General features: G+C 61.7%; 18 protein-coding genes. 7 read left to right on the top strand and 11 right to left on the bottom strand.

Going from position 1 to position 18,207, the window contains the following annotated elements:
* Nucleotides 1–7 precede the first annotated feature (7 nt).
* Together OSA81_08250 and OSA81_08245 are read right to left on the bottom strand one after the other, a co-directional pair.
* Nucleotides 8–775 carry a cyclase family protein gene (locus OSA81_08250; protein MDE0898993.1) on the bottom strand — a complete coding sequence of 256 codons (768 nt, stop codon included), beginning with the start codon at nucleotides 773–775 and terminating at the stop codon, nucleotides 8–10.
* A gap of 100 nt (nucleotides 776–875) precedes the next feature.
* Nucleotides 876–2,390 carry an FMN-binding glutamate synthase family protein gene (locus OSA81_08245; GenBank protein ID MDE0898992.1) on the bottom strand — a complete coding sequence of 505 codons (1,515 nt, stop codon included), beginning with the start codon at nucleotides 2,388–2,390 and terminating at the stop codon, nucleotides 876–878.
* Between the two features lie 147 nt (nucleotides 2,391–2,537).
* Here OSA81_08245 and OSA81_08240 point away from each other — a divergent pair, with 147 nt between their 5' ends.
* Nucleotides 2,538–3,524 (top strand): ChaN family lipoprotein, encoded by a 987-nt coding sequence (locus OSA81_08240; GenBank protein MDE0898991.1) that lies wholly within the window; start codon nucleotides 2,538–2,540, stop codon nucleotides 3,522–3,524.
* A gap of 15 nt (nucleotides 3,525–3,539) precedes the next feature.
* Here the strand turns inward: OSA81_08240 and OSA81_08235 are convergent, their stop codons facing one another.
* Nucleotides 3,540–3,695 carry a hypothetical protein gene (locus OSA81_08235; protein ID MDE0898990.1) on the bottom strand — a complete coding sequence of 52 codons (156 nt, stop codon included), beginning with the start codon at nucleotides 3,693–3,695 and terminating at the stop codon, nucleotides 3,540–3,542.
* Between the two features lie 296 nt (nucleotides 3,696–3,991).
* A complete protein-coding gene (locus tag OSA81_08230) occupies nucleotides 3,992–4,552 on the bottom strand; it encodes a hypothetical protein (GenBank protein ID MDE0898989.1) in 561 nt (186 codons plus the stop codon).
* A 179-nt stretch (nucleotides 4,553–4,731) separates the two neighbouring features.
* On the opposite strand from OSA81_08230, the gene ccoS reads away from it, so the two are divergent.
* The gene (gene ccoS, locus OSA81_08225) at nucleotides 4,732–4,878 is read left to right on the top strand and encodes a cbb3-type cytochrome oxidase assembly protein CcoS (GenBank protein MDE0898988.1); all 147 of its coding nucleotides are present in this window, start codon (nucleotides 4,732–4,734) and stop codon (nucleotides 4,876–4,878) included.
* A gap of 324 nt (nucleotides 4,879–5,202) precedes the next feature.
* Here ccoS and OSA81_08220 read toward each other — a convergent pair whose 3' ends face one another.
* The 3 genes from OSA81_08220 to OSA81_08210 all read right to left on the bottom strand — a co-directional run bounded on the left by OSA81_08220 (nucleotide 5,203) and on the right by OSA81_08210 (nucleotide 7,849).
* Entirely contained in the window at nucleotides 5,203–5,691 is a 489-nt protein-coding gene (locus OSA81_08220; GenBank protein MDE0898987.1) for a DUF411 domain-containing protein, read from the bottom strand.
* 453 nt (nucleotides 5,692–6,144) lie between these two features.
* Nucleotides 6,145–7,551 (bottom strand): amidohydrolase family protein, encoded by a 1,407-nt coding sequence (locus OSA81_08215; GenBank protein MDE0898986.1) that lies wholly within the window; start codon nucleotides 7,549–7,551, stop codon nucleotides 6,145–6,147.
* Between the two features lie 100 nt (nucleotides 7,552–7,651).
* Nucleotides 7,652–7,849: a hypothetical protein gene (locus OSA81_08210; GenBank protein ID MDE0898985.1), complete on the bottom strand. Its 198-nt coding sequence runs from the start codon at nucleotides 7,847–7,849 to the stop codon at nucleotides 7,652–7,654.
* 44 nt (nucleotides 7,850–7,893) lie between these two features.
* Between OSA81_08210 and OSA81_08205 the strand changes: the two genes are divergently transcribed.
* From OSA81_08205 to OSA81_08195, 3 genes are read left to right on the top strand one after another with little or no spacing between them, the layout of a single operon-like run.
* The gene (locus OSA81_08205) at nucleotides 7,894–9,117 is read left to right on the top strand and encodes a dicarboxylate/amino acid:cation symporter (protein MDE0898984.1); all 1,224 of its coding nucleotides are present in this window, start codon (nucleotides 7,894–7,896) and stop codon (nucleotides 9,115–9,117) included.
* On the top strand, nucleotides 9,114–10,301 hold the full coding sequence (locus tag OSA81_08200; GenBank protein ID MDE0898983.1) for an aminotransferase class V-fold PLP-dependent enzyme: 1,188 nt from the start codon (nucleotides 9,114–9,116) through the stop codon (nucleotides 10,299–10,301). The genes OSA81_08205 and OSA81_08200 overlap by 4 nt, the downstream gene beginning before the upstream one ends.
* Nucleotides 10,298–11,440 (top strand): serine hydrolase, encoded by a 1,143-nt coding sequence (locus OSA81_08195; protein MDE0898982.1) that lies wholly within the window; start codon nucleotides 10,298–10,300, stop codon nucleotides 11,438–11,440. Before OSA81_08200 ends, OSA81_08195 begins: the two co-directional genes overlap by 4 nt.
* On the opposite strand, the gene OSA81_08190 is transcribed toward OSA81_08195, so the two are convergent.
* Together OSA81_08190 and OSA81_08185 are read right to left on the bottom strand one after the other, a co-directional pair.
* Nucleotides 11,437–11,895, bottom strand: coding sequence for a hypothetical protein (locus tag OSA81_08190; protein ID MDE0898981.1), 459 nt, complete (start codon nucleotides 11,893–11,895; stop codon nucleotides 11,437–11,439). The two genes, OSA81_08195 and OSA81_08190, sit on opposite strands and share 4 nt — an antisense overlap.
* Nucleotides 11,885–12,913 (bottom strand): DUF72 domain-containing protein, encoded by a 1,029-nt coding sequence (locus tag OSA81_08185; protein ID MDE0898980.1) that lies wholly within the window; start codon nucleotides 12,911–12,913, stop codon nucleotides 11,885–11,887. The genes OSA81_08190 and OSA81_08185 overlap by 11 nt, the downstream gene beginning before the upstream one ends.
* 478 nt (nucleotides 12,914–13,391) lie before the next feature.
* Here OSA81_08185 and OSA81_08180 point away from each other — a divergent pair, with 478 nt between their 5' ends.
* Nucleotides 13,392–13,739 carry a hypothetical protein gene (locus OSA81_08180; protein ID MDE0898979.1) on the top strand — a complete coding sequence of 116 codons (348 nt, stop codon included), beginning with the start codon at nucleotides 13,392–13,394 and terminating at the stop codon, nucleotides 13,737–13,739.
* Nucleotides 13,740–14,041: 302 nt separating this feature from the next.
* On the opposite strand, the gene OSA81_08175 is transcribed toward OSA81_08180, so the two are convergent.
* Together OSA81_08175 and OSA81_08170 are read right to left on the bottom strand one after the other, a co-directional pair.
* Nucleotides 14,042–16,093 carry an Ig-like domain-containing protein gene (locus OSA81_08175; GenBank protein ID MDE0898978.1) on the bottom strand — a complete coding sequence of 684 codons (2,052 nt, stop codon included), beginning with the start codon at nucleotides 16,091–16,093 and terminating at the stop codon, nucleotides 14,042–14,044.
* Nucleotides 16,094–16,139: 46 nt separating this feature from the next.
* Nucleotides 16,140–17,429, bottom strand: a complete 1,290-nt coding sequence (locus tag OSA81_08170; protein ID MDE0898977.1) for a hypothetical protein — start codon at nucleotides 17,427–17,429, stop codon at nucleotides 16,140–16,142.
* Nucleotides 17,430–17,632: 203 nt separating this feature from the next.
* Here OSA81_08170 and OSA81_08165 point away from each other — a divergent pair, with 203 nt between their 5' ends.
* On the top strand, nucleotides 17,633–18,076 hold the full coding sequence (locus tag OSA81_08165) for a DUF6174 domain-containing protein (GenBank protein ID MDE0898976.1): 444 nt from the start codon (nucleotides 17,633–17,635) through the stop codon (nucleotides 18,074–18,076).
* The last annotated feature ends 131 nt before the right edge of the window (nucleotides 18,077–18,207 follow it).

Below are 18,207 nucleotides of genomic sequence, written 5' to 3'. Positions count from 1 at the left end.
GCTCGACTCAGACCAGCGCCAGCACCCGGAGTGGGCTCCCGCTTCCGTCCACGATCTTCAGCGGAGCGGCAAAGAGAATCGAGCCTGTCGCTGGCAGTTGATCCAGATTACAAAGGCTGGCGAGTCCGAGCTTGCCCGCGCCGTGCATGATCGTGTGGTTCGGGAACGGTGGGTCGAATCCGCCTGCCTGACCGGCGTCCGTCCCGATCGTCTCGACACCTACGCCCAGCACGTCACGCTCTTCTGCCAAGAAGCGAGAGGCGTCCGCCTGGAATCCGGGTGAGTGTGGCCCGTTCTCATCGATGTTCAGCACATCATCACCCGTTCTCTTGCTCCAGTCGGTCCTCATTAGGACCCACGAGCCTGCGGGAATGCGACCGTGGTCGGCCTCCCAGGCCTGGATCCAGGCTGACGTGAGAATGAAGTCTGGGTCAGTGGCCGAGTCGGCTGAGCAGTCGAGGACGCATGCGGGAGCCACCAGCTGGCGAGCGGGGATTGTCTCGGTGGTGTTGTTAGCGTAGTCCTTTCCGGTCACCCAGTGGATGGGTGCATCGAAGTGCGTACCAGTGTGCTCGCCGAGGGTGAGCGTGTTCCAGTACCAAGCGGGGCCGGCGTCGTCATAGCGGCTGATGAGTTCAACGCTCAGCCCGGGCGACTGGCCGAACATGTCCGGTAACCCAATGACTGGGGTCTCGGGGCTGAGAGGCAGAGTCAGGTCGATGACACGTACCGAGCCGTCGCTGAGTGCGGTGGCAAGTTGATTCAGAACCGACATGGTGAACTCCCTTCAGATCGGGCGCTCGGCCCGGAGAGATTGGGGTCGCCAATCTCGGGACGGACGGCGGGGTCCGGCAAGGCGCGGGTGTGACGGCCGATCACCTGACCTCGTGCGCCATGTGGTCCTGAATCGCTCTAACGTCCTCATCGGCCGGAAGCTCCCAGCCGGGCTCGTATCCAAAGACGTCGGCGAGCGGCCGGCTGCCGAATTGATCATCGAGGATCTCCATGTGCTTCGCGGTGAGGAGACCAGGGTGCGTGGCACCACAGGCGTGACTCAGTCGGGTCAGCTCCTTCCGCAGCGTCACGACGTAGTTCGCCAGTCGAGCGCTCTTGTCGGTCGGATCAAGGCCACGCACGAGCCACGGTGTCTGCGTCGCCACCCCGGTGGGGCAGTGACCTGTGTGACAGCGTTGGGCCTGAATGCACCCGATGGCGAGCATCGCCTCGCGCGCGACAGCGACCATGTCGGCCCCGAGGCAGAAGGACAGGAGAGCGGATTCGGGGAAGCCGAGCTTGCCCGCGCCAATCCAGGTGACGTTTTGGTGGACGCCTCGCTCCGCGAAGATCCTGTAGACCCTACTGAAGCCGACCTTATACGGCAGGGCCACATGATCGGTGAATGCGAAGGGGGCCGCTCCCGTGCCACCCTCTCCGCCATCGATGGCGATGTAGTCGACGCCCCGGTCATCGGCAGCCATCCGGTCGGCGAGTTCCGACCAGAACCCGAGTAGCCCGACAGCAGACTTGATTCCGACGGGCAGTCCGGTGGCATCCGCGAGGTCCTCGACGAAGTCTAGGAGTTCATCGGCGTTCGAGAAGGCTCGGTGACCTGAAGGGCTAATCACGGTTTGCCCAATCGGGACTCCGCGAATTTTTGAAATTTCCGCAGTGACTTTCGCCCCGGGCAGGACGCCTCCGAGACCTGGCTTGGCACCTTGGCTAAGCTTGATCTCGATCGCGCGGACTGGGTGCTCTTCAACCTTACGAAGGCACTCTTCTCGATCGAAGTTGCCGTCCGGTGCTCGCGCGCCGAAGTAGCCGGTCCCGAGTTGCCAAATAAGGTCGCCCCCGTGCAGGTGATGGGGCGAGATCCCGCCCTCACCCGTGTTGTGCAGGCATCCCGCGATCGCTGACCCGCGGTTGAGTGCCTCCACCGCGGCAGATGAAAGGGACCCGAAACTCATCGCGCTGACATTCACGACCGATGCAGGGCGAAAGGCGTGCCGGCGGCCCCGAGGACCGCCGAGAATCTTTGCGCTAGGCAGGGGATAGCCCTCGTTGTGGTGGCCGTCATCTGGCTTGCCAAGCGTATCGTGCTTGATGATCAGGTAGTTGGGTGTTCGCTCCTGATCGTTGTCGGTCCCGAAGCCGGCGTAGTTGTTCTTCTTCTTCGCCGACGCATAGACCCATGTTCGCTGGTCCCGAGTGAAGGGCCGTTCTTCATTGTTCGATGTGACGATGTACTGCCTGAGTTCCGGCCCGATTGTTTCCAGGATGTACCGGAGGTGCCCGATGATGGGGAAATTCCGAAGGATGGCGTGTGGTTTTTGCGTGAGATCGTACAGTGCGACGGCGCCGAGCATGCCGAGGAGAACAAAGAGCCAGTTCACACTAACAATCCTTGAGGAGAGGTCCCGGATAGTGTGGCGAAGCTATGGGACGAGCCGGTCGACCGCACACTCAGGGCCAGTTACTTTCGCCGTTCGCTGCCTTCTCCGCCGGTTCGCCCACGGGCGGCTCACAACCACACACCCCCCATGAACTTTCGCCGTGGCCGTCCGTCCATTCTTGTAGCACTGCTTGTGGGCTCTTCTGTGGCCTCTGTCGAGGCACAGATCGAGAGCGAAGAGTCCGAGCCTGCACAGCCGGAGATCGTCGATGGCGAGGACTATAGAGTCTTTGACCGAAACGGAAATCCGTCGTCGTTACAGGCAATTGTCAGCGCTTCGCTCAGTGGCGACGTGCTGCTGGTTGGCGAAGAGCACGACGACATGATCGGGCACGCGTTCCAGACTGCGTTGGTCGACTTGGCGCTCAAAAAAATTGGGTCGCCGCAAGGCGCTGGCCGCCCGGTCTTGCTCTCGCTTGAGATGTTCGAGCGGGACGTTCAGTATGTCGTCGACGAGTACCTGCAGGGCCTCATTTCCGAGAGCCACTTCCTTCGGAGTTCTCGGCCCTGGGACGACTACGAGACCCGGTATCGGCCTGCGGTTGAGGCCGCACGGGAGCATGATGCGCCCGTCATCGCCTCGAACGCCCCTCGACGGTATGTGAATCGGGTCAGCGGTTCTGGCCCGGAGTCACTTTCGGACTTGTCTGAGACTGCGCGATCGTTTCTGCCTCCGCTGCCGTACCCCGGGCCGTCCGACAAGTACCGTGCGCAATGGGACGCGCTAATGGCTGAGGCAATGGCGGGTAGCGACGAGTCGATGAGCAGCAACATCATCTACTCTCAGGCGCTTTGGGATGCGGCGATGGGACACGCCATCACCGAGGCGTTGGTCCGCCACATTGGTGGCTTCGTGGTGCACTTCGCTGGTTCATTCCACGTCGAGCGCGGTACCGGGATCATGGAGCGGATCGCGGACTACCGCCCCGGGACTCGAGTGACTTCGGTGGTCATGACAAAAGTCGACGACATCGACGCCTGGTCAGCGGAAGACCATGGGCCGCTCGCGGATTACGTGGTGCTTACGAAACAGCCGAAAGAAGCGGATCCATCTTGGTCAGCCCGGCAGAAATAACTGCCCTCTGATTTTTCAAGTGCGACCCCGAAGTAGATATGCCGTCATCATGGGTCCGCTCTTCCGCGAGCCTGCACCTTCGCCCGCCTGAATCCCAAGCATGTGTTTTACGAAGGCCTCGATGTGCTCGGTGTTGGAGAGCCCCCGGGAAGTATGAACGAAGTGCCTCACGGCCTCTTCCCAGCACAGCTCGGCGAGTTCGTCGACACGGTTAGTTGCCCAAGCCTCGCCCCAGTCCAGGAGCAGTTCGTTGGTCAGGGTCAGGACTTCGGCGTTGTATTACGGGCGAACCGGTGAAATGTCGAGCTGCTGGTATCGGGAAACCTGGGCGGCCAGAGGGCTGGCTGGCGAGCGTGACGCGAGTGCAAAGTGTTCCGTCGGTCATATCGATCTGTAGGAGAGATCCCGGGCCGGCAGATCCAAGATCGACATCGTGGCCCACGTTGTGGACTCCTACGACGCCCCTGTTATCGGCCGGGCCGCTGGGTCCGAAAGAGCACGTAGTTTCCGCCTAATGTCACGACATTCGGATCGTAGTTGGTCCCATTGAGGAAAGCCCATCGGATCATCGCCTCGAGTTGCACTGGGCCCAAATTGGTTTTCCCTCCGATCCCGAAGTTGTATCCGAAATAGGTTTCGCCACCACCGGCCCCGATGGTGGAGTCTCGCCACCCGACGCCGCCCTGGATCACGAGTCCGCCGCCCACACCACCGGGGACGTACGCGACATCGAGGCTGTACATGTACTCATTTGGTCCGCTCATGAAGATGATGTCGGCGCTGGGTGCGAATTCGAACAATCCGTTCCGCAGGATCGGCACGCGTAGCCCGCCGCCGAATATCTCACCACGGGCGGTCTGGTCGTATCCCGCACGAATCCCGATCGCGGTCGGTGCCCACGGGGGAGCCTCCGGCTCGGGCGCACGGCCACGGCGCACCTGCGCATCGACATCGGTCGCCTGCGCGGCAGCGAGGGCGACGATCGCGGACATTGCGAATCGCATAAGGGCGGCGTGCCGTCGATTCACTTCATCACTCCGTAACGGTTCACAGGAAATAGATAAATCTCACCCCTCATGAGTACAGGACGAATGCTCGACCGGAAATCGCACATCATCGAGGGTCTTGAACCTAGGGCTCCAAACAGAAGCGGGTCGGACTGGTCAAAGAAATATCGACAGTCACGAGATGGAACAGCGGAGGGGTGATGATGAGGATGGTACACGAGGTCACAGCAGGCCTCGGAGTGGCAGAGTTGGTGCTCGTCTTCCTGATGCTGTTTCTGGGATGGGTCCGTGACCGGCAATTCGAAGATCGCCACGACCCTGCCGAGAGAACCCTGCCGGACGACTGAGGTAATAAGCGGTCAGTTAGTGCGACGCCGCGACGATGTCGCCGAGACGAAAGGGTCGGTTGAAGGACCAAGCAAGACCATGAGACCCTCCACGGCCCCCCCCAAGGGTGCAGGCTCGTCAGCTAGGTCTCGGGCTACGATGACGCCGAGGTCCGGAAACTCCTGGATGAGCGGAGCGAGCACATCGTCCGTCTCTCCTGTCGAAGGAAGATTCGATACGAGCAGGTCGGCCGTACGTTCCCTCAGAATCGCCAGCGCCTCCGAGGCCTCAGGCTCGAGATATACCTCGTACCCCTCCCACCAAGCATTAGCCGGCGGGCCGAATCAGCGAGGATCGACTTCGGCGAAGACCTCAGCCTGACCGTCATGAGTAAACGACATCACTTGATAGGGACGAGCGTTGGCCCCTTCCATCCCTGGAGACCCCGTCGGCATACCTGGTGCCGCGATGCCTGCGACGTCGGGCCGAGCGGCCAGCAGCAGCTTAACCTGCTCGGCCGGGACGTGACCCTCGACCACATAGCCGTCGATGATGGCCGTGTGGCAGGAAGACATGCCCGTGGGGACACCGCCATCCTGCTTCGCCATCATGAGCTCGGTCGCATTCACGTCTCGGGCGTCCACTACGAAGCCCGAGGCCTCCATGTGGGCGACCCAGCCCTTGCAGCACCCGCAGGTCGCGGCCTTGTAGACAAGAACGGTCGGGAGGCTCGCGTCGGCAACGACGGCTTCACCAGCGTCGGCAGACGCTTCCACGTCCGCGCACCCGGCACTGAGAATTCCGATTACGGCGACAACAAAGAGACGGCGCATAATCAATCGATCCAGAGTAAAATCGAACATTAACACTATTATAGCGACGCGATCGGCGGACGCCACTCCTAAAAACTGTACGCGTCGGAGCCCGTATTGTGCCGTTGTCGACGGTGCGCTGCCGTAGGTCCGAGCCCCAAGGGAGTCGCGGCATGGACTGGAAAATGATCGTCCCGAGGACCACGCTCGTCGTAAGACCGTGACCTAGGAAGGCGTTCTGGTCTCTCGTCTGATTCCGAAGCGTGTCGGGGACCTGCTCGAGATGAACGCATGGGATCAAAGTCAGGGGCTTGAGAGCGACGTGCATCAGCTTCGTGATCTTCTGGGAACGATGAACGCGCGGTTGCAGTTGATTTAATGGCGGCAGGATGTTCCAGAGCGACTTCTTTCATCAGGGACTGAGCCGTCGGCTAGGGGGAGTCGGCTCCGGAGACCTGCCCGCCGAGTAGGCCGCTAGCGGTCCGCGATGAGCGGGGCAGAGACGCTGACAAGCGTGGCGCGAAGCGCAGCCCGATCGTACCAGGCGCCACGCACCATCACACCCATGGGCTCTCGCATCGTGTTCAGGTTGTCCCTTGGGTCTTCCTGGACCCAGATGAGGTCTGCCGCTGCTCCGGGTTTGAGCACGCCGAAGACCGGAGCCTCTCCGCTGGTGTGTTCGCTGATGAACAGACCGGCGTTGCGCGTGGCGGCTACGAGGGCCGCTTCAGGCGACAGCCCGGCCCCGATGAGTTCACTCAGTTCGTCGTGGATCGAAAATCCCGGAACCAGCCCGGGAAGCGGCGTGTCTGTTCCGGTAAGTATGGGTACGCCTGCAGAGTGCATCGCCCCCACGAGTGGCTCGTGGAAGGCATTCCTCGCCTCAATTTCGGCACGCTCTCTTACCGGTGGCCCCACGTAGAGGTCAGAGGCGGCCCAATCCCGCCGAAGCTGTTCCGGAAGCCATTCTGCACTCGGTCGGGCCAGTCGGGCGTCGAGCCCGCCCGGGGATGCCCACTGCTCCGTGATGCTCTCAAACGTGCTCATCGTCGGGGTGAGCCAAGTTCCGACTCTCGCCATTTCCTCGGCGACTCGTGCGGCTTGCCGTGGGTTCAGCGTCTGAAGACCCGTGTAGATAAGCTCTTCAGCGTGTACGATTCCTGCCTGTCGGTGCTCCAGAACTGCGGAGAACGGAAGGTTTCTGGGGGCGTGTCCGATTACGGGAATCTCTGCCTCCCGGGCCGCAATCGTTAGTGCTGCATAAGCGGATTCCGAGAGTTGGCCATGGATCTTCAGGAAGTCGTATCCTGCCTCGACGTGCTGCGCGACCATCGCGCGAGCCTCTTTTGACGTCCGGACGTTGCCGTCGTTCAGGAAGGGCCCCGACGTGAAAATTCTCGGCCCAACGAAGTCACGCGCCTGGGCCCGATATTTGAGGGCGACGTGTCGAGGGTCGCCCTTGAGGTTGAAGACTGTTGTGACCCCGTTGGCCAGGAATAGCGGGAGGAAGTCCTCGCGAGCGTCCGGAATATGCACGTGCGCATCGGTCATCCCTGGCACAAGTACCCCCGAACCTGAGCGCTCGATCGTCCTGGCGTTCTCCGGAATCTCGATGACGCCGACTCGACCGATGCGCTGGATCAACCCGCCCTGGATGATCACGACCTGATCACGCAGAAGGCCGTCGCCGGTCATCGGCAGGACATCGAACCCGACCAGCGCCACCGTCTCGACGGCTTTGGTCATCGTCGTGGCGCCTCCCGCATCGACGATCAGCGGAAGATGTGACTCCTGATGCGCATCGTCGGTATGCGCGAAGACCGTAACCATCGTCCCCATGACGAGGACGAAGCCCACAAAATCCTTACGCTGGAGACGCATCTATAGAGTCACATCGACAAAAGTTGAATCGGAGATCCGTAACGCTCGCGTTACAGGGCGTTCAATGCACAATGACCTGAACGGCGTCGAAGACTCCATTTCATCGAATGGTGTCGCGCGACTCGGTAGGGGCGTTGGCCGCACCTACACCCAAGGCCTCGGGAATCAGGAGGTCGGCGATGATGCTGTCCTTCTGGCCCCGCGACAGTGTGTCGGCAGCGGCCTGAGTGTCTCCCCCGCCGGCACCGCAAGATGCGGCGATGACTGCGGTTGCCAAGACTGTCAGCAGTTTCTTCATGTCGCACTCTTGCCGCCCCGAAGGACTAGTGCAAGTTCCGCGACATGACGACAGACGCTAAACCCTCTTCACCCCGGGCCGCGATTGGCCTGGGGACTCGCATCCTGATCGGAATGGTCGTGGGCTCGCTACTCGGCGTGGTCGTCGGCGAGCGCATCGAGGTCATCCAGCCGATCGGCGACCTCTTCATTCGACTTCTCGTGCTGGCTGCGATCCCGCTGGTGTTTTTCAATCTGCTCGCAGGCCTCACGGCGCTGACCGATGTGCGTACATTCGGTCGCGTCGCGAGCAAGATCATGAGCTATTACGTCGTGACCGATGTGATTGGGCTGTCGCTGGGTATAGCAGCCATGGCGATCCTGCGTCCTGGTGTTGGGATGCAGTTGACCGAACAGGTGGATGGCGCGGTCGGCTCGGTTCCGTCCATCGCCGAAGTGCTCCTCGGAATGGTGCCCAGCAACGCGCTTCAGGCCTTTGTGGACGGCAACGTCGTCCAGATCGTCGTCATCGCGGTATTTCTCGGAATCGCGACGCTGCTGCTCAAGGGTGAACCCCGCGACCGTCTCACTACCGCGTATGGAGATCTGGCCGCCCTGCTTCGGCGTCTTGTTGACCTGATCCTCTGGACGGCTCCACTCGGGATCGGCGCGTTGATGGCGGTGACGGTTGGCCGCTACGGTGCGGCGCTGCTTGGGCCGATGGCTCGCTTCCTCGGGGGAGTCTACGTCGGGCAGTTCATTGTTTTCCTCGGGTACATGACGCTTCTCCGTCTCCTCACGGACCGCCGCCCGGCGAAGTTTCTGAAAGACACTGTCCCGCTCTGGGCCACGACTGCGGCGACTACCTCGAGTCTGGCCTCGCTCACGGTTACCCTGGAGACGGCCGGTCGAATCAGTCTGCCACAGGCCCTTTACTCATTCACCCTCCCTCTGGGTGCGCAGCTCAACAAGGACGGGACATCCGTCATGCTCGGCGCGGTACTCATGTTCACTGCACAGGCGGCAGGCGTGGAGTTCGCGCCTGCGTCGTTCCTGTCCATCATTCTGATCGGGCTTCTACTGTCGGAGGGCTCCGGCGGGATCCCCGGTGGGGGCTTCGTGATCGCGCTCATCTACGTTCAGGCATTTAATCTTCCCATTGAAGTGGCGGCCATTGTCGGCGGCATTTACCGCCTCGTCGACATGGGCAACACGACCATCAACGTGATGGGCGACCTGGTCGGAACGGCCCTCGTCGCGTATTCCGAATCCAAACGAGGAACGATATGAACCCGGACTTCCGGGCGCTTTTTCCCGGCGCACAAGAGCAGGTCTATCTCAACATCGCGGCCAAGGGGCTCGTGTCCACTACCGTGCGAGATGTCGTAGCGTCCTACATGGACGACTGCATCGCAGGCACCACGGACAAGGATCTGCTACGTGAACAGGTCGACGAGACCCGAGCCGTATTCGCGGCGATGATCGGGGCAGAGGCCGACGAGATCGCCATCACGAAGAACGTGTCGGAGGGGCTGAATCTCTTCGCGGCGAGTCTGAACTGGACTGAAGGGGATAACGTCGTGGTGTGCCCTGAGCTCGAGCATCCCAACAACATCTACCTCTGGTACAACCTCGAGCAGCGGTTTGGCATCCAGGTCAAGGCTATCCCCCCGGAGGACGGCCATATGCCGGTCGAGGCGATGGCTGAGGCCATCGACGAACGAACTCGTGTGGTCACCTTTCCGACCATCTCATTCGCTCCCGGTTTCGTGACTGACGTCGCGCCGATCGTACGTGCAGCAAAGGCTGTGGGTGCGCTTACGTTGGCCGATGGAGCCCAGTCGATCGGGTCCGTGGCGACCGATGTTCATTCGCTCGGCATCGACGCCGTGGCCGTGGCCACCCAGAAGTGCCTGCTATCCGTGTATGGCTTTGGCTTTCTCTATGTGCGGCGAGAAGTCGCGGAAACGCTGGTTCCCATTCACGTCGCTCGGTACGGCATCCATCTCGATGGACATGAGACGGCGTATACGGCCGGGCCGCTCGAGTACGCGGCAGGAGCTCGCCGTTTCGACATCGGGAACTACAACTATCTGGGGATGTCAGCCACGCGAGCTTCGCTCGAACTTCTTTCTGGACTCGGCGTGGATAACATTCAAGCGCACACGCACGGTCTTGCGGCTCGGCTTGCGACAGGCCTTCTGGGCCTCGGGCTTCCGGTCGTAGGTGGTGAGCCCGGACCCCACCTTGCCCATATCGTCTCGGTGGGTCGGATCGGCGGCGGGCGTCACTACACGGCGGATGATCCGGAGGTGAACGCCCTCCATCAGCACCTCGTCTCGGAAGGCATCGTGTTCTCACTTCGCAGCGGTGTGCTTCGTTTCTCGTTCGGACCCTACAACGACGATTCGGACGTGACTCGGGTGCTTGAGGCCGTGGAGGCGTTCCAAGAGAAGCGCGCGATGGTCGCATGATGGCCCGAGCCGGGCGCGCGGGTGTCCTCTCCCTCATCCTGCTTCTCACGGGGCCCGCTCTGGCTTTGGCCCAGGTCAGCTGGGAGGCGACGGTCGAGCAGTACGCTGCACGCCTCGCAGCGGATGTGCAGACCGACGCTGTCGGAGGGGTCGTGGCTGGTGTCGTGGTCGACGGGGATCTGGTCTGGGCAGGCGCGTGGGGATGGGCTGACCGGGACCACAACGTCCCGATGTCCACTTCCTCCGTATCGAGGACCGGCTCGATCTCGAAATCAGTGACCGCGTTACTCATGATGCGACTGGTCGACCAAGGCCTGCTGGATCTGGATGATCCGGTACGCTTGCACCTGCCCGAGATCGATGGACTTCTCGAAGCGCGACCCGGAGCCAAATCCGTTACGTATCGCCATCTCGCCAGCCATACGGGAGGACTCGCCAGAGAGCCCAACTGGCGAGAGTCCTTTGTCGGACCGATCGAGATGTGGGAGGATCGCATTCTCAAGTCGATTCCAAGGACCGCCTTCGACTCAATTCCCGGGGGGCGTTACCAGTACTCGAATATCGGATTCGGGATACTGGGCCTCGCGCTTTCGCGAGCCGCCGGCCGCCCCTACATGGACCTCGTACGCGATGAGGTATTTGTCCCACTAGGGATGACCGGATCCGCATTCGTCGTGGTTGGGGCTGAACTGGAGCCGCGCCTAGCTGCCGGGTACGTCGTCCAGGACGGAGTTGTTTCAGGCGAGTATCCGGCCCGAGAGCACGCAGGGAGAGGGTACAAGGTTCCGAACGGTGGCGTGTACTCGACCGTGGCCGACCTGGGCCGTTTCCTGGGCGCAGTCTCGGGCGTGCCCGGCCTCGATGTGCTCTCAGCCGAGAGTCGAGCTGAGATGATTCGGATCCAGACGCCCGAGAGTCGCGAAAGCGGCTACGGTCTGGGGCTCTCAGTCATTGTTGACGGGGACGGTACCCAGATCATGAGCCATGGCGGTTCGGTTGCCGGTTACACCGCCTACATGGCTGTCGATGCGGAAACCAGGGTCGGCGTAGTTCTGCTCAGAAATTACGGTAGCGGTGAGACCAACCTGGGCGCGTTCGCTCGCGCATGGGTGACCGACCTGCGGGCGTCTGGGCTCTAGTCAGAAGCCTCCGCTTCGATATGCGCCTGCATCGCTGTGAGCCACGCGATCGCATGGAGAGGAACCCCGACCATGGTGACGGCGATCGCCTGAATGACCGGGTCGATCAGGGCGAATGGCACGAACGCGGCCGTCCAGAAGATGGTTGCGAACAGGGCGTAGTCTCGCTGGGTCGAGTGTGACGTGCGGCGCGTGGCTAGCAAAAGGTTTACCGACCCTGCGAAGAGAAGCAGCAGGCTGAACGACACGCTGAAAACCCTGAATTGACGCCACAGGCTCGGTCGAAGTGGATCGGTCGAGTACGCCTGTTGCATAGCGTTCATGGCGAACTCTCGGAGTCCGACCATTCCGTTCTCGAACACGAATGCCCACGTATGCGCCGAGAGGTGGGCAAGGCCGGCGAAGATTAGCCAGCCGCCTGCGAGTCGAAGCCAGAAGCGGGGGTTATGCAGCACTGGGGCCATCCTGTTGAGTGGGATCTTGTGGGGTCCGGTCCGGTTTCCAGTTGGCGATCCGCTCAGCTAACCGGAAGACTGACAGCGGGGCAGAACCCTCCGCTTTGTTGTTGGCGATGACGAAGGCCGGCCGCTCGGCCACAAGCGCGTCCAGAACTGCCACTGCGATGCGCTCGCGGGATGGCTGATCTTCGTCGACGAGTCGGTCGAAGGGCTGATAACGGTCCTTCGCGGCCTGGTAGCGCAACCCTGCATGAAGCATCCAGCGGACGACGAGAGCCGGCTGGTAGAAAGGTGACACGAGGGTCAGCTGTGTCGCGAGTGAGGACATGGACGGGTGGACGTTGTAACAGTGTGCTGTCCCGGTCGCCTCGAGGGCGTCTGTGTAGGCTACGGTAAGAAAGGAAGGGGTCCTGAGTTCCACAGCGTACAGGGGTCCCTCAGGCAATGCCTCCAGAAATCGGCGCAGGCGATCGAGGAACGTATCGTGTCCACCCACGAGGCTCGGGGGAATCGGCGAGAACTGGAACAGCAGCGGTCCGGCCTTGGGACCGAGGCCCTCTACCATAGGCCCGATGACTTCGTTGACCGCGTATGGAGCGTTAAGGAAGAGCTCATTCTCCTTTCGCCCTCCATGTGCAATGGGATCTTGCGGAGCCGTGAGAAGGCGGTCGGCCTTCACTAGGAAGCGGAAGTCCTTCGGGACCGCATCCGCGAGACTTCGATACGTCTCCGCGTCGATCGATTGGTAATAGGTTCGATCCAGGCCGACTGTGCGCAGCAGCGGGTGACGGGCGTAGGCGCAAAGGCCTTCGCTGGCCAGCGAGGACCGAGATGCCTTCTTGTCATACACGATGCCGGCCCAGCCCGGAAAGCTCCATGACGACGTCCCCATTCGGAGCGCTTTCGGTATCCGGGCGGCCGTCGCAGTGACATGTCCAGGCACGTCGGCGGGTCCGACTGACGAAGACGGTGCCGAGGTCGTCTCGTCCGGGAAGAGTCCTAGCTGCAGATCCATCGGACAGGGCTAGCGCAACCGGCGGGCTTGGGCAACGCTAGGCATGTACCGACTACATAAGTCACTTATGTAGCCGGTGCGGAGAGTGGCGGCAGAGCGTCGCCAAGAGATGGCTCAACGACGGAAGATCCGGCGGCTGCCATGACCCCTCTGACGTTTCAGATCCGGCTCGCTCACCTCGTGCGCTCTGCGCGGGACAAGAAGCTCCTGCTCGGAGAGCCGTCGTGACGGACCGCGGGCTTCGGTTCCTTCTCGGCCGGGTGCCGGAGTCGTTCCGGGAACGATACGGCCCAGAGTGTCTGGCGGTGCATCGGGACCGAGCCGACGGATCCGATGCGGTGTTGCGCTGCTGCTTGGTTGCGTCGCTTGGAGGGCGGCGGTCGTGGATCCGGTGTCTTGGCTTCGCTCGGAGTAGCCGGGAGCCGGGAAGCACGTGATCGTTCCGATGTCCTCCTGACATCTCCCTCGATTCGACCGTATGGACGTCCAGATTTTCGGCGTGAAGAACAACGCCGACGTTCGCAAGGCTGAGCGCTTCTTCAAGGAGCGTCGCATCAAGATCCATTTCATGGACTTCAAGCAGCGCACGCCTTCAAGGGGAGAGCTTGGGCGCTTCTTCCAGAAGTTCGGTGAAGAGGCCCTGATCGATCGCGATGCGAAGAGGTTCCACACGCTCGGGCTGCAGACTGCCTATTACGGCGACGAAAAGTGGCTCGAGATCGCCTGTGAGGAGCCGCTCATCCTCCGGCAGCCACTCGTCCGGTGCGGAAAGAACCTCTCCGTCGGCCTGGTAGAAGCGGCATGGGAGACGTGGTTGGACAACTGAGGGTCCGTCGCATGGCTGTCCAGAAACACCTGAAGGTGATGGAAGGGGCTGGTTTGATTTAACGAGAGCGGGGTGGCCGTGTGCACAGATGTTCGTTTGACCTGACGACGATGGTCGAAGCCAAGGACTGGATCGAGAAGCATCGGAGATTCTGGACTCAACAGCTGGACTCGCGGGCAGCCTATCGGAAGAAGGGAAGTCATGATTTTTGAAACCACGAGTGTGCTGCGCCTGGCCCGCATGGTCGTCTGGAACGCATGGACTGAACCGGAGCACAACGCGTTCCGTTGACTCAGGTATCGCTACGAGATCGGACGGCCCTTCGGCTGAAGCTTCACCGACCACACCCCGGAGTTGGTGTCGCTGAAGAAGACGTGTCCCTTGAACGGCTGCGCTCCCCAGACCATCGTCGCATTCGGCGTGTATCCAGTAGGTGACGCAGATTTGAATACCGCGATCTCGCGGCCCTGCGTATACAGATTGCCCATGAGTTCTCCGCTCACGTCGACAATCCGGACGCCTCCCTCGTAGTAGGCTTGATAGAGCTTGTCGTCCTCGACCCACATGTTATGCGTACCGAACTCGGGGACCTCGTATCGAGCCACCATCTCCGGGTTCTCCGGGTCGGTGAAGTCCACGATCTGGATATAGCCGCGGGTCACCAGCGGGATCCCGCCGGTACCGGTCTCCTCGTCGTAGCGGCTGGAATAGGAACCCATCGAACTCGGGTATCCTGCCCAGGCGAGTCCGCTCCGATTCATGATCTCATCGCCGAGGAAGAGGTACGTCTTTCCGGTCGACTCGGAGAAGTACGGAAAGGACGCGTGTGTCGAGCCCGACGGGGTCGGGAAATTGGTGACAAAGACGGGGTTTTCTGGTGAACCGCCCCACCGACCGTTCCCCACGTCCACAACGACGACGCCGGTGCCCCATTCTGATGAGTAAGCCAGCCCGTCGTTGACCCACACGTCATGCACACGGCTGTCAGGGTGGTTGTACTCGGACACATATCTCGGATTGTAGATGTCACTCATGTCGATGATTACGTACTTGTCGCCATCAGAGAGGGCGTAGAGATAGTCGTCCGTGGCGAACATGTTGTGCACGCCACCCGTGATTCCGTCTTCGAAGATGGACGCGACGGTCGGTGCCGTCGGGTCAGCCATGTCGACGATGACGAGGCCGTTGCGCCGGTTGGTCGCACCCTCACGCGAGAGGACTGCATACCGTCCGTCTGGCGACGCCTTTACATCGTTGACCGTACGAGCGTCGACCTGAATCGAGTCGATTTTGGTGACGACTGCCGGATTAGTGACGTCGTAGAAGAAGGCGAATCCGCCGGAGATCTTTGAGCCGGTAATCACGTAGTCCCGGCCGTTCATCCCCTCGAAAGCCCAAAGGTCTGTCGTCCGGTACCAGTCCTCCGCGCCGTGCCCGACAATGTCCAGTTCCTGGACCACGTCGCGGGGGTTCGCCCGGAAGGAGTGCCGTGCAGACATTCCCCCCGCACTCGCCGTGACCGTGTGGATACCGGGCACATCGGCGACATACGTACCACGGTCATTGATCTGACCTGTGGCCGGAACCCCCAGCATTCCCTCGGTCGCGGTGTAGCTGTGGGACCAGCTCACGGGGATATCGTCACGGCGAGCTCCGGACGCATCCCGCACGACGGCGTCGAAGTGAACGACGTCGCCGGTCCTAGCTTCGGTGGGCCCGCCCTCGAGCGATAGCGTGACGTGTGGCAGTGCCTCGACCAGATAGTCGACGGATGCTTCACGTCCCCCGAACACTGCGACGATTGATGCGTTACCCGGTGACATGCCCGTCGCATTCCCGAATGGGTCTACCGACGCGACGGAAACATTCGAAGACGACCACACTACCTTGGGGTCTGGACGATGCGTGCCGTCAGCATGGTACGCGGCCACTGAGTGCCCGAGCGTCGTTCCAACAAAGACGGTTCCTTCCTGAGCCTCGATTGTGACTTCGGCGATCGCCGGCCAGTCGACACGCACCGGCACGGTCACCGAAGCTGGAGCGATGCCTGACCCGGCGGCGACGACCAGCGTAGCCACCACCTCGTACTCTCCTTGGGTCATGCCCTCGATGAACCCATCCCGCACTGAAACGGCGTTCCGCGGGCCGGTAATTCGTAACGGCGCATCGACGGTGGCGCCGTTGGCATCCACTGCGGTTACCGTGAACGGTACCCGCTCACCGACTGCGAGAGTGACCGCGTCCGCGCTGGGCACCAGGCGTGCGACCGAGGCCGATGCGTCCTGGCCAGAGAGTTCGTCAATGAGGCCGGACGAGAGAACCAGGCCCAGCAGAACAAATGCACAGCGCTTCATGAATGCCTCGGGGAGCTTCGATCGGGGATGGCCCGAGGTACGTGACTTAGTTCCCCGGGAAGTTCTCGAGTACCGCCAGTTCGGCGACCAGCGCAATCTGGGACCCATCCGGACTTACGGCGAGCCGTGAGAAGGTCAGGTGGAGATCCATGAAATCACCCACCGTCTGCCACACCGAGCCAATTTCGGGGATCCGTGCGTAGACCAGATGCCCACTCGCAGTGAACAGCGTCCCGTCAGGGGCCCACGCATGATACTGAGCCCCGGGCACGCCCTGGATGATCAACTCAGGTGCTCCACCTCCGAAAGGAAGGCGCATGATGGCGAACTCCCTGTCTTCGTCCTGCTGCATGAAGCTCACGTCCTGAGTCCCAGGGATGGTCCAGATCGACCGACCGATGTTCTCGGCGACCACTTCTGCCTGGCCGGTCCGCACGTCTCCACGTTGCAGGGTGGCTGGGCGACCTAGCACGAACATTACGAGGGTGTTCTCGTCAGCCCACGTGTGGTATCCGACGGGGGCGAGTTCCGGCATGAGAACTTCGGCGTTGCTGCCGTCCTCATCGAACCTCCAGAGACGCTGCATCGAGTCCGCTTCGACCCGAATCGTCGAGATGCCCGACCCATCCGGTAGGGGTGTCGCAGAGTACTCGCTCTCCGGAGCGCTGGCCGTCACCCGAGCGACCATCCCTGAGGCGAAGTCGTATCGCCAGATGTCGGACTGCCCGTTTTGTGGGTCATTGGCCGTGTACCAGAGACCTGAACCGTCCGGGACGAAATGCGGTTGATTGTCGTAGTCGCCTCGCTGGGTCAGGTTCGTTGGCGTCCCGATCCGGGGACCCTCTGTCGACCACTCGATGTCCGCGAGAAGAATATCCGTGTCTCGCGGTGGAACGAATTCGACATCGGCCGTCTGAGGGGCCGTGTCCGTCCCACAGGCACTGAGAACGCTGACCACCGCGACGCATGTTGCACGCCATGCCCGATTCTTTATGGTGCCTCGCACGACTGGAGTGACGCGATCAGAGAAGCGCAGCTGTCCGGGGCGCCACAGCATGGCCAGCCATAGAGCGAAAGCGACCAGAACCGATCCGATCGCGGCGATGCCCATCCCCAGTTCCCAGCTGCCTTCGACGAGTCCGAGGCTGTAGAAAGGCTGTCCGACCGCGTGTGCCCCGAGGAGGGGCAGCACCAGCACCAAGATCAGGCGCGCGGTCCAGCTGCTGAGGCCGATGGCCCGCCACAGGTTCTCCTGCAGCCGCTCCACGTGGGGAGCGGGCCACGAGAGCGATGGGGCGGTAGTGTGGATCTGCCGTGGAGCCTCGGCGTTGCTCATCACCTTTCCCAGAATCGGTCTACGGATGCCACCTGGTTCGGTGGCAAGATAGCGACATGAGCTTTGATTCGCGCCGTTTTTCCAGAGCGATGTAGCAATACCGCCCGTCGATCGTCTTACCAGCTGCAGGGCAGTCATTCTGACATCCAAGCGCGGACCGGATTGAGTGAAGGAGAGGCACCATGTAGCGATCGATCGGAGCAATGAGTGTAATTTCGGGCCTGACGTTCCTGGCCGCATGTGACACGACGGCTCCCGGGGGCGATATGCGGTCGGATCTCGAGCGGAACAGGAGTCTCTGGAGTGAGCAGGGTATGACGTCGTGCGTATACGGTCTCGAGCGAGTCTGCTTCTGTCTCGAGGTTGCCCGGGGGCCGGTCAAGGTCACCGGACAGGACCGAGTCGTGGAGGGCAGGGCGTACGTCTCGAGTGGCACCGCCGTAGATCCCGAATTGGAAGAGCTCTTCCCGACCGTCACCGGTCTGTTCGACTTGATCGAGCAGGCGATCGAGGTGGCGGCCTTCCTGATCGAGGTGACCTACGATCCAGCGACCGGGCTTCCTGTGGATGTTTTCATCGACTACGACCAGCAGGTGGTCGATGCAGAATTGGGCTTCAGCGTGCTGGAACTGCCGGCGAGCCCGTAACCGGGCGGTCGGGCAACGCTTTTTGGTGGACGCGGTCGTTCCAACGGGTAGCGGGAACGTCCTAGAGGAGCCGAGCGTGCACGAAGTCGATCATCGTCGAACGCAGGCGCCCCTTGGTCGCTAATTTCCCG

It is taken from the genome of Longimicrobiales bacterium (assembly GCA_028823235.1).
Taxonomy (GTDB): Bacteria; Gemmatimonadota; Gemmatimonadetes; order Longimicrobiales; family Gaopeijiaceae; genus UBA2589.
This window is presented reverse-complemented; position numbering and strand designations above follow the sequence as displayed.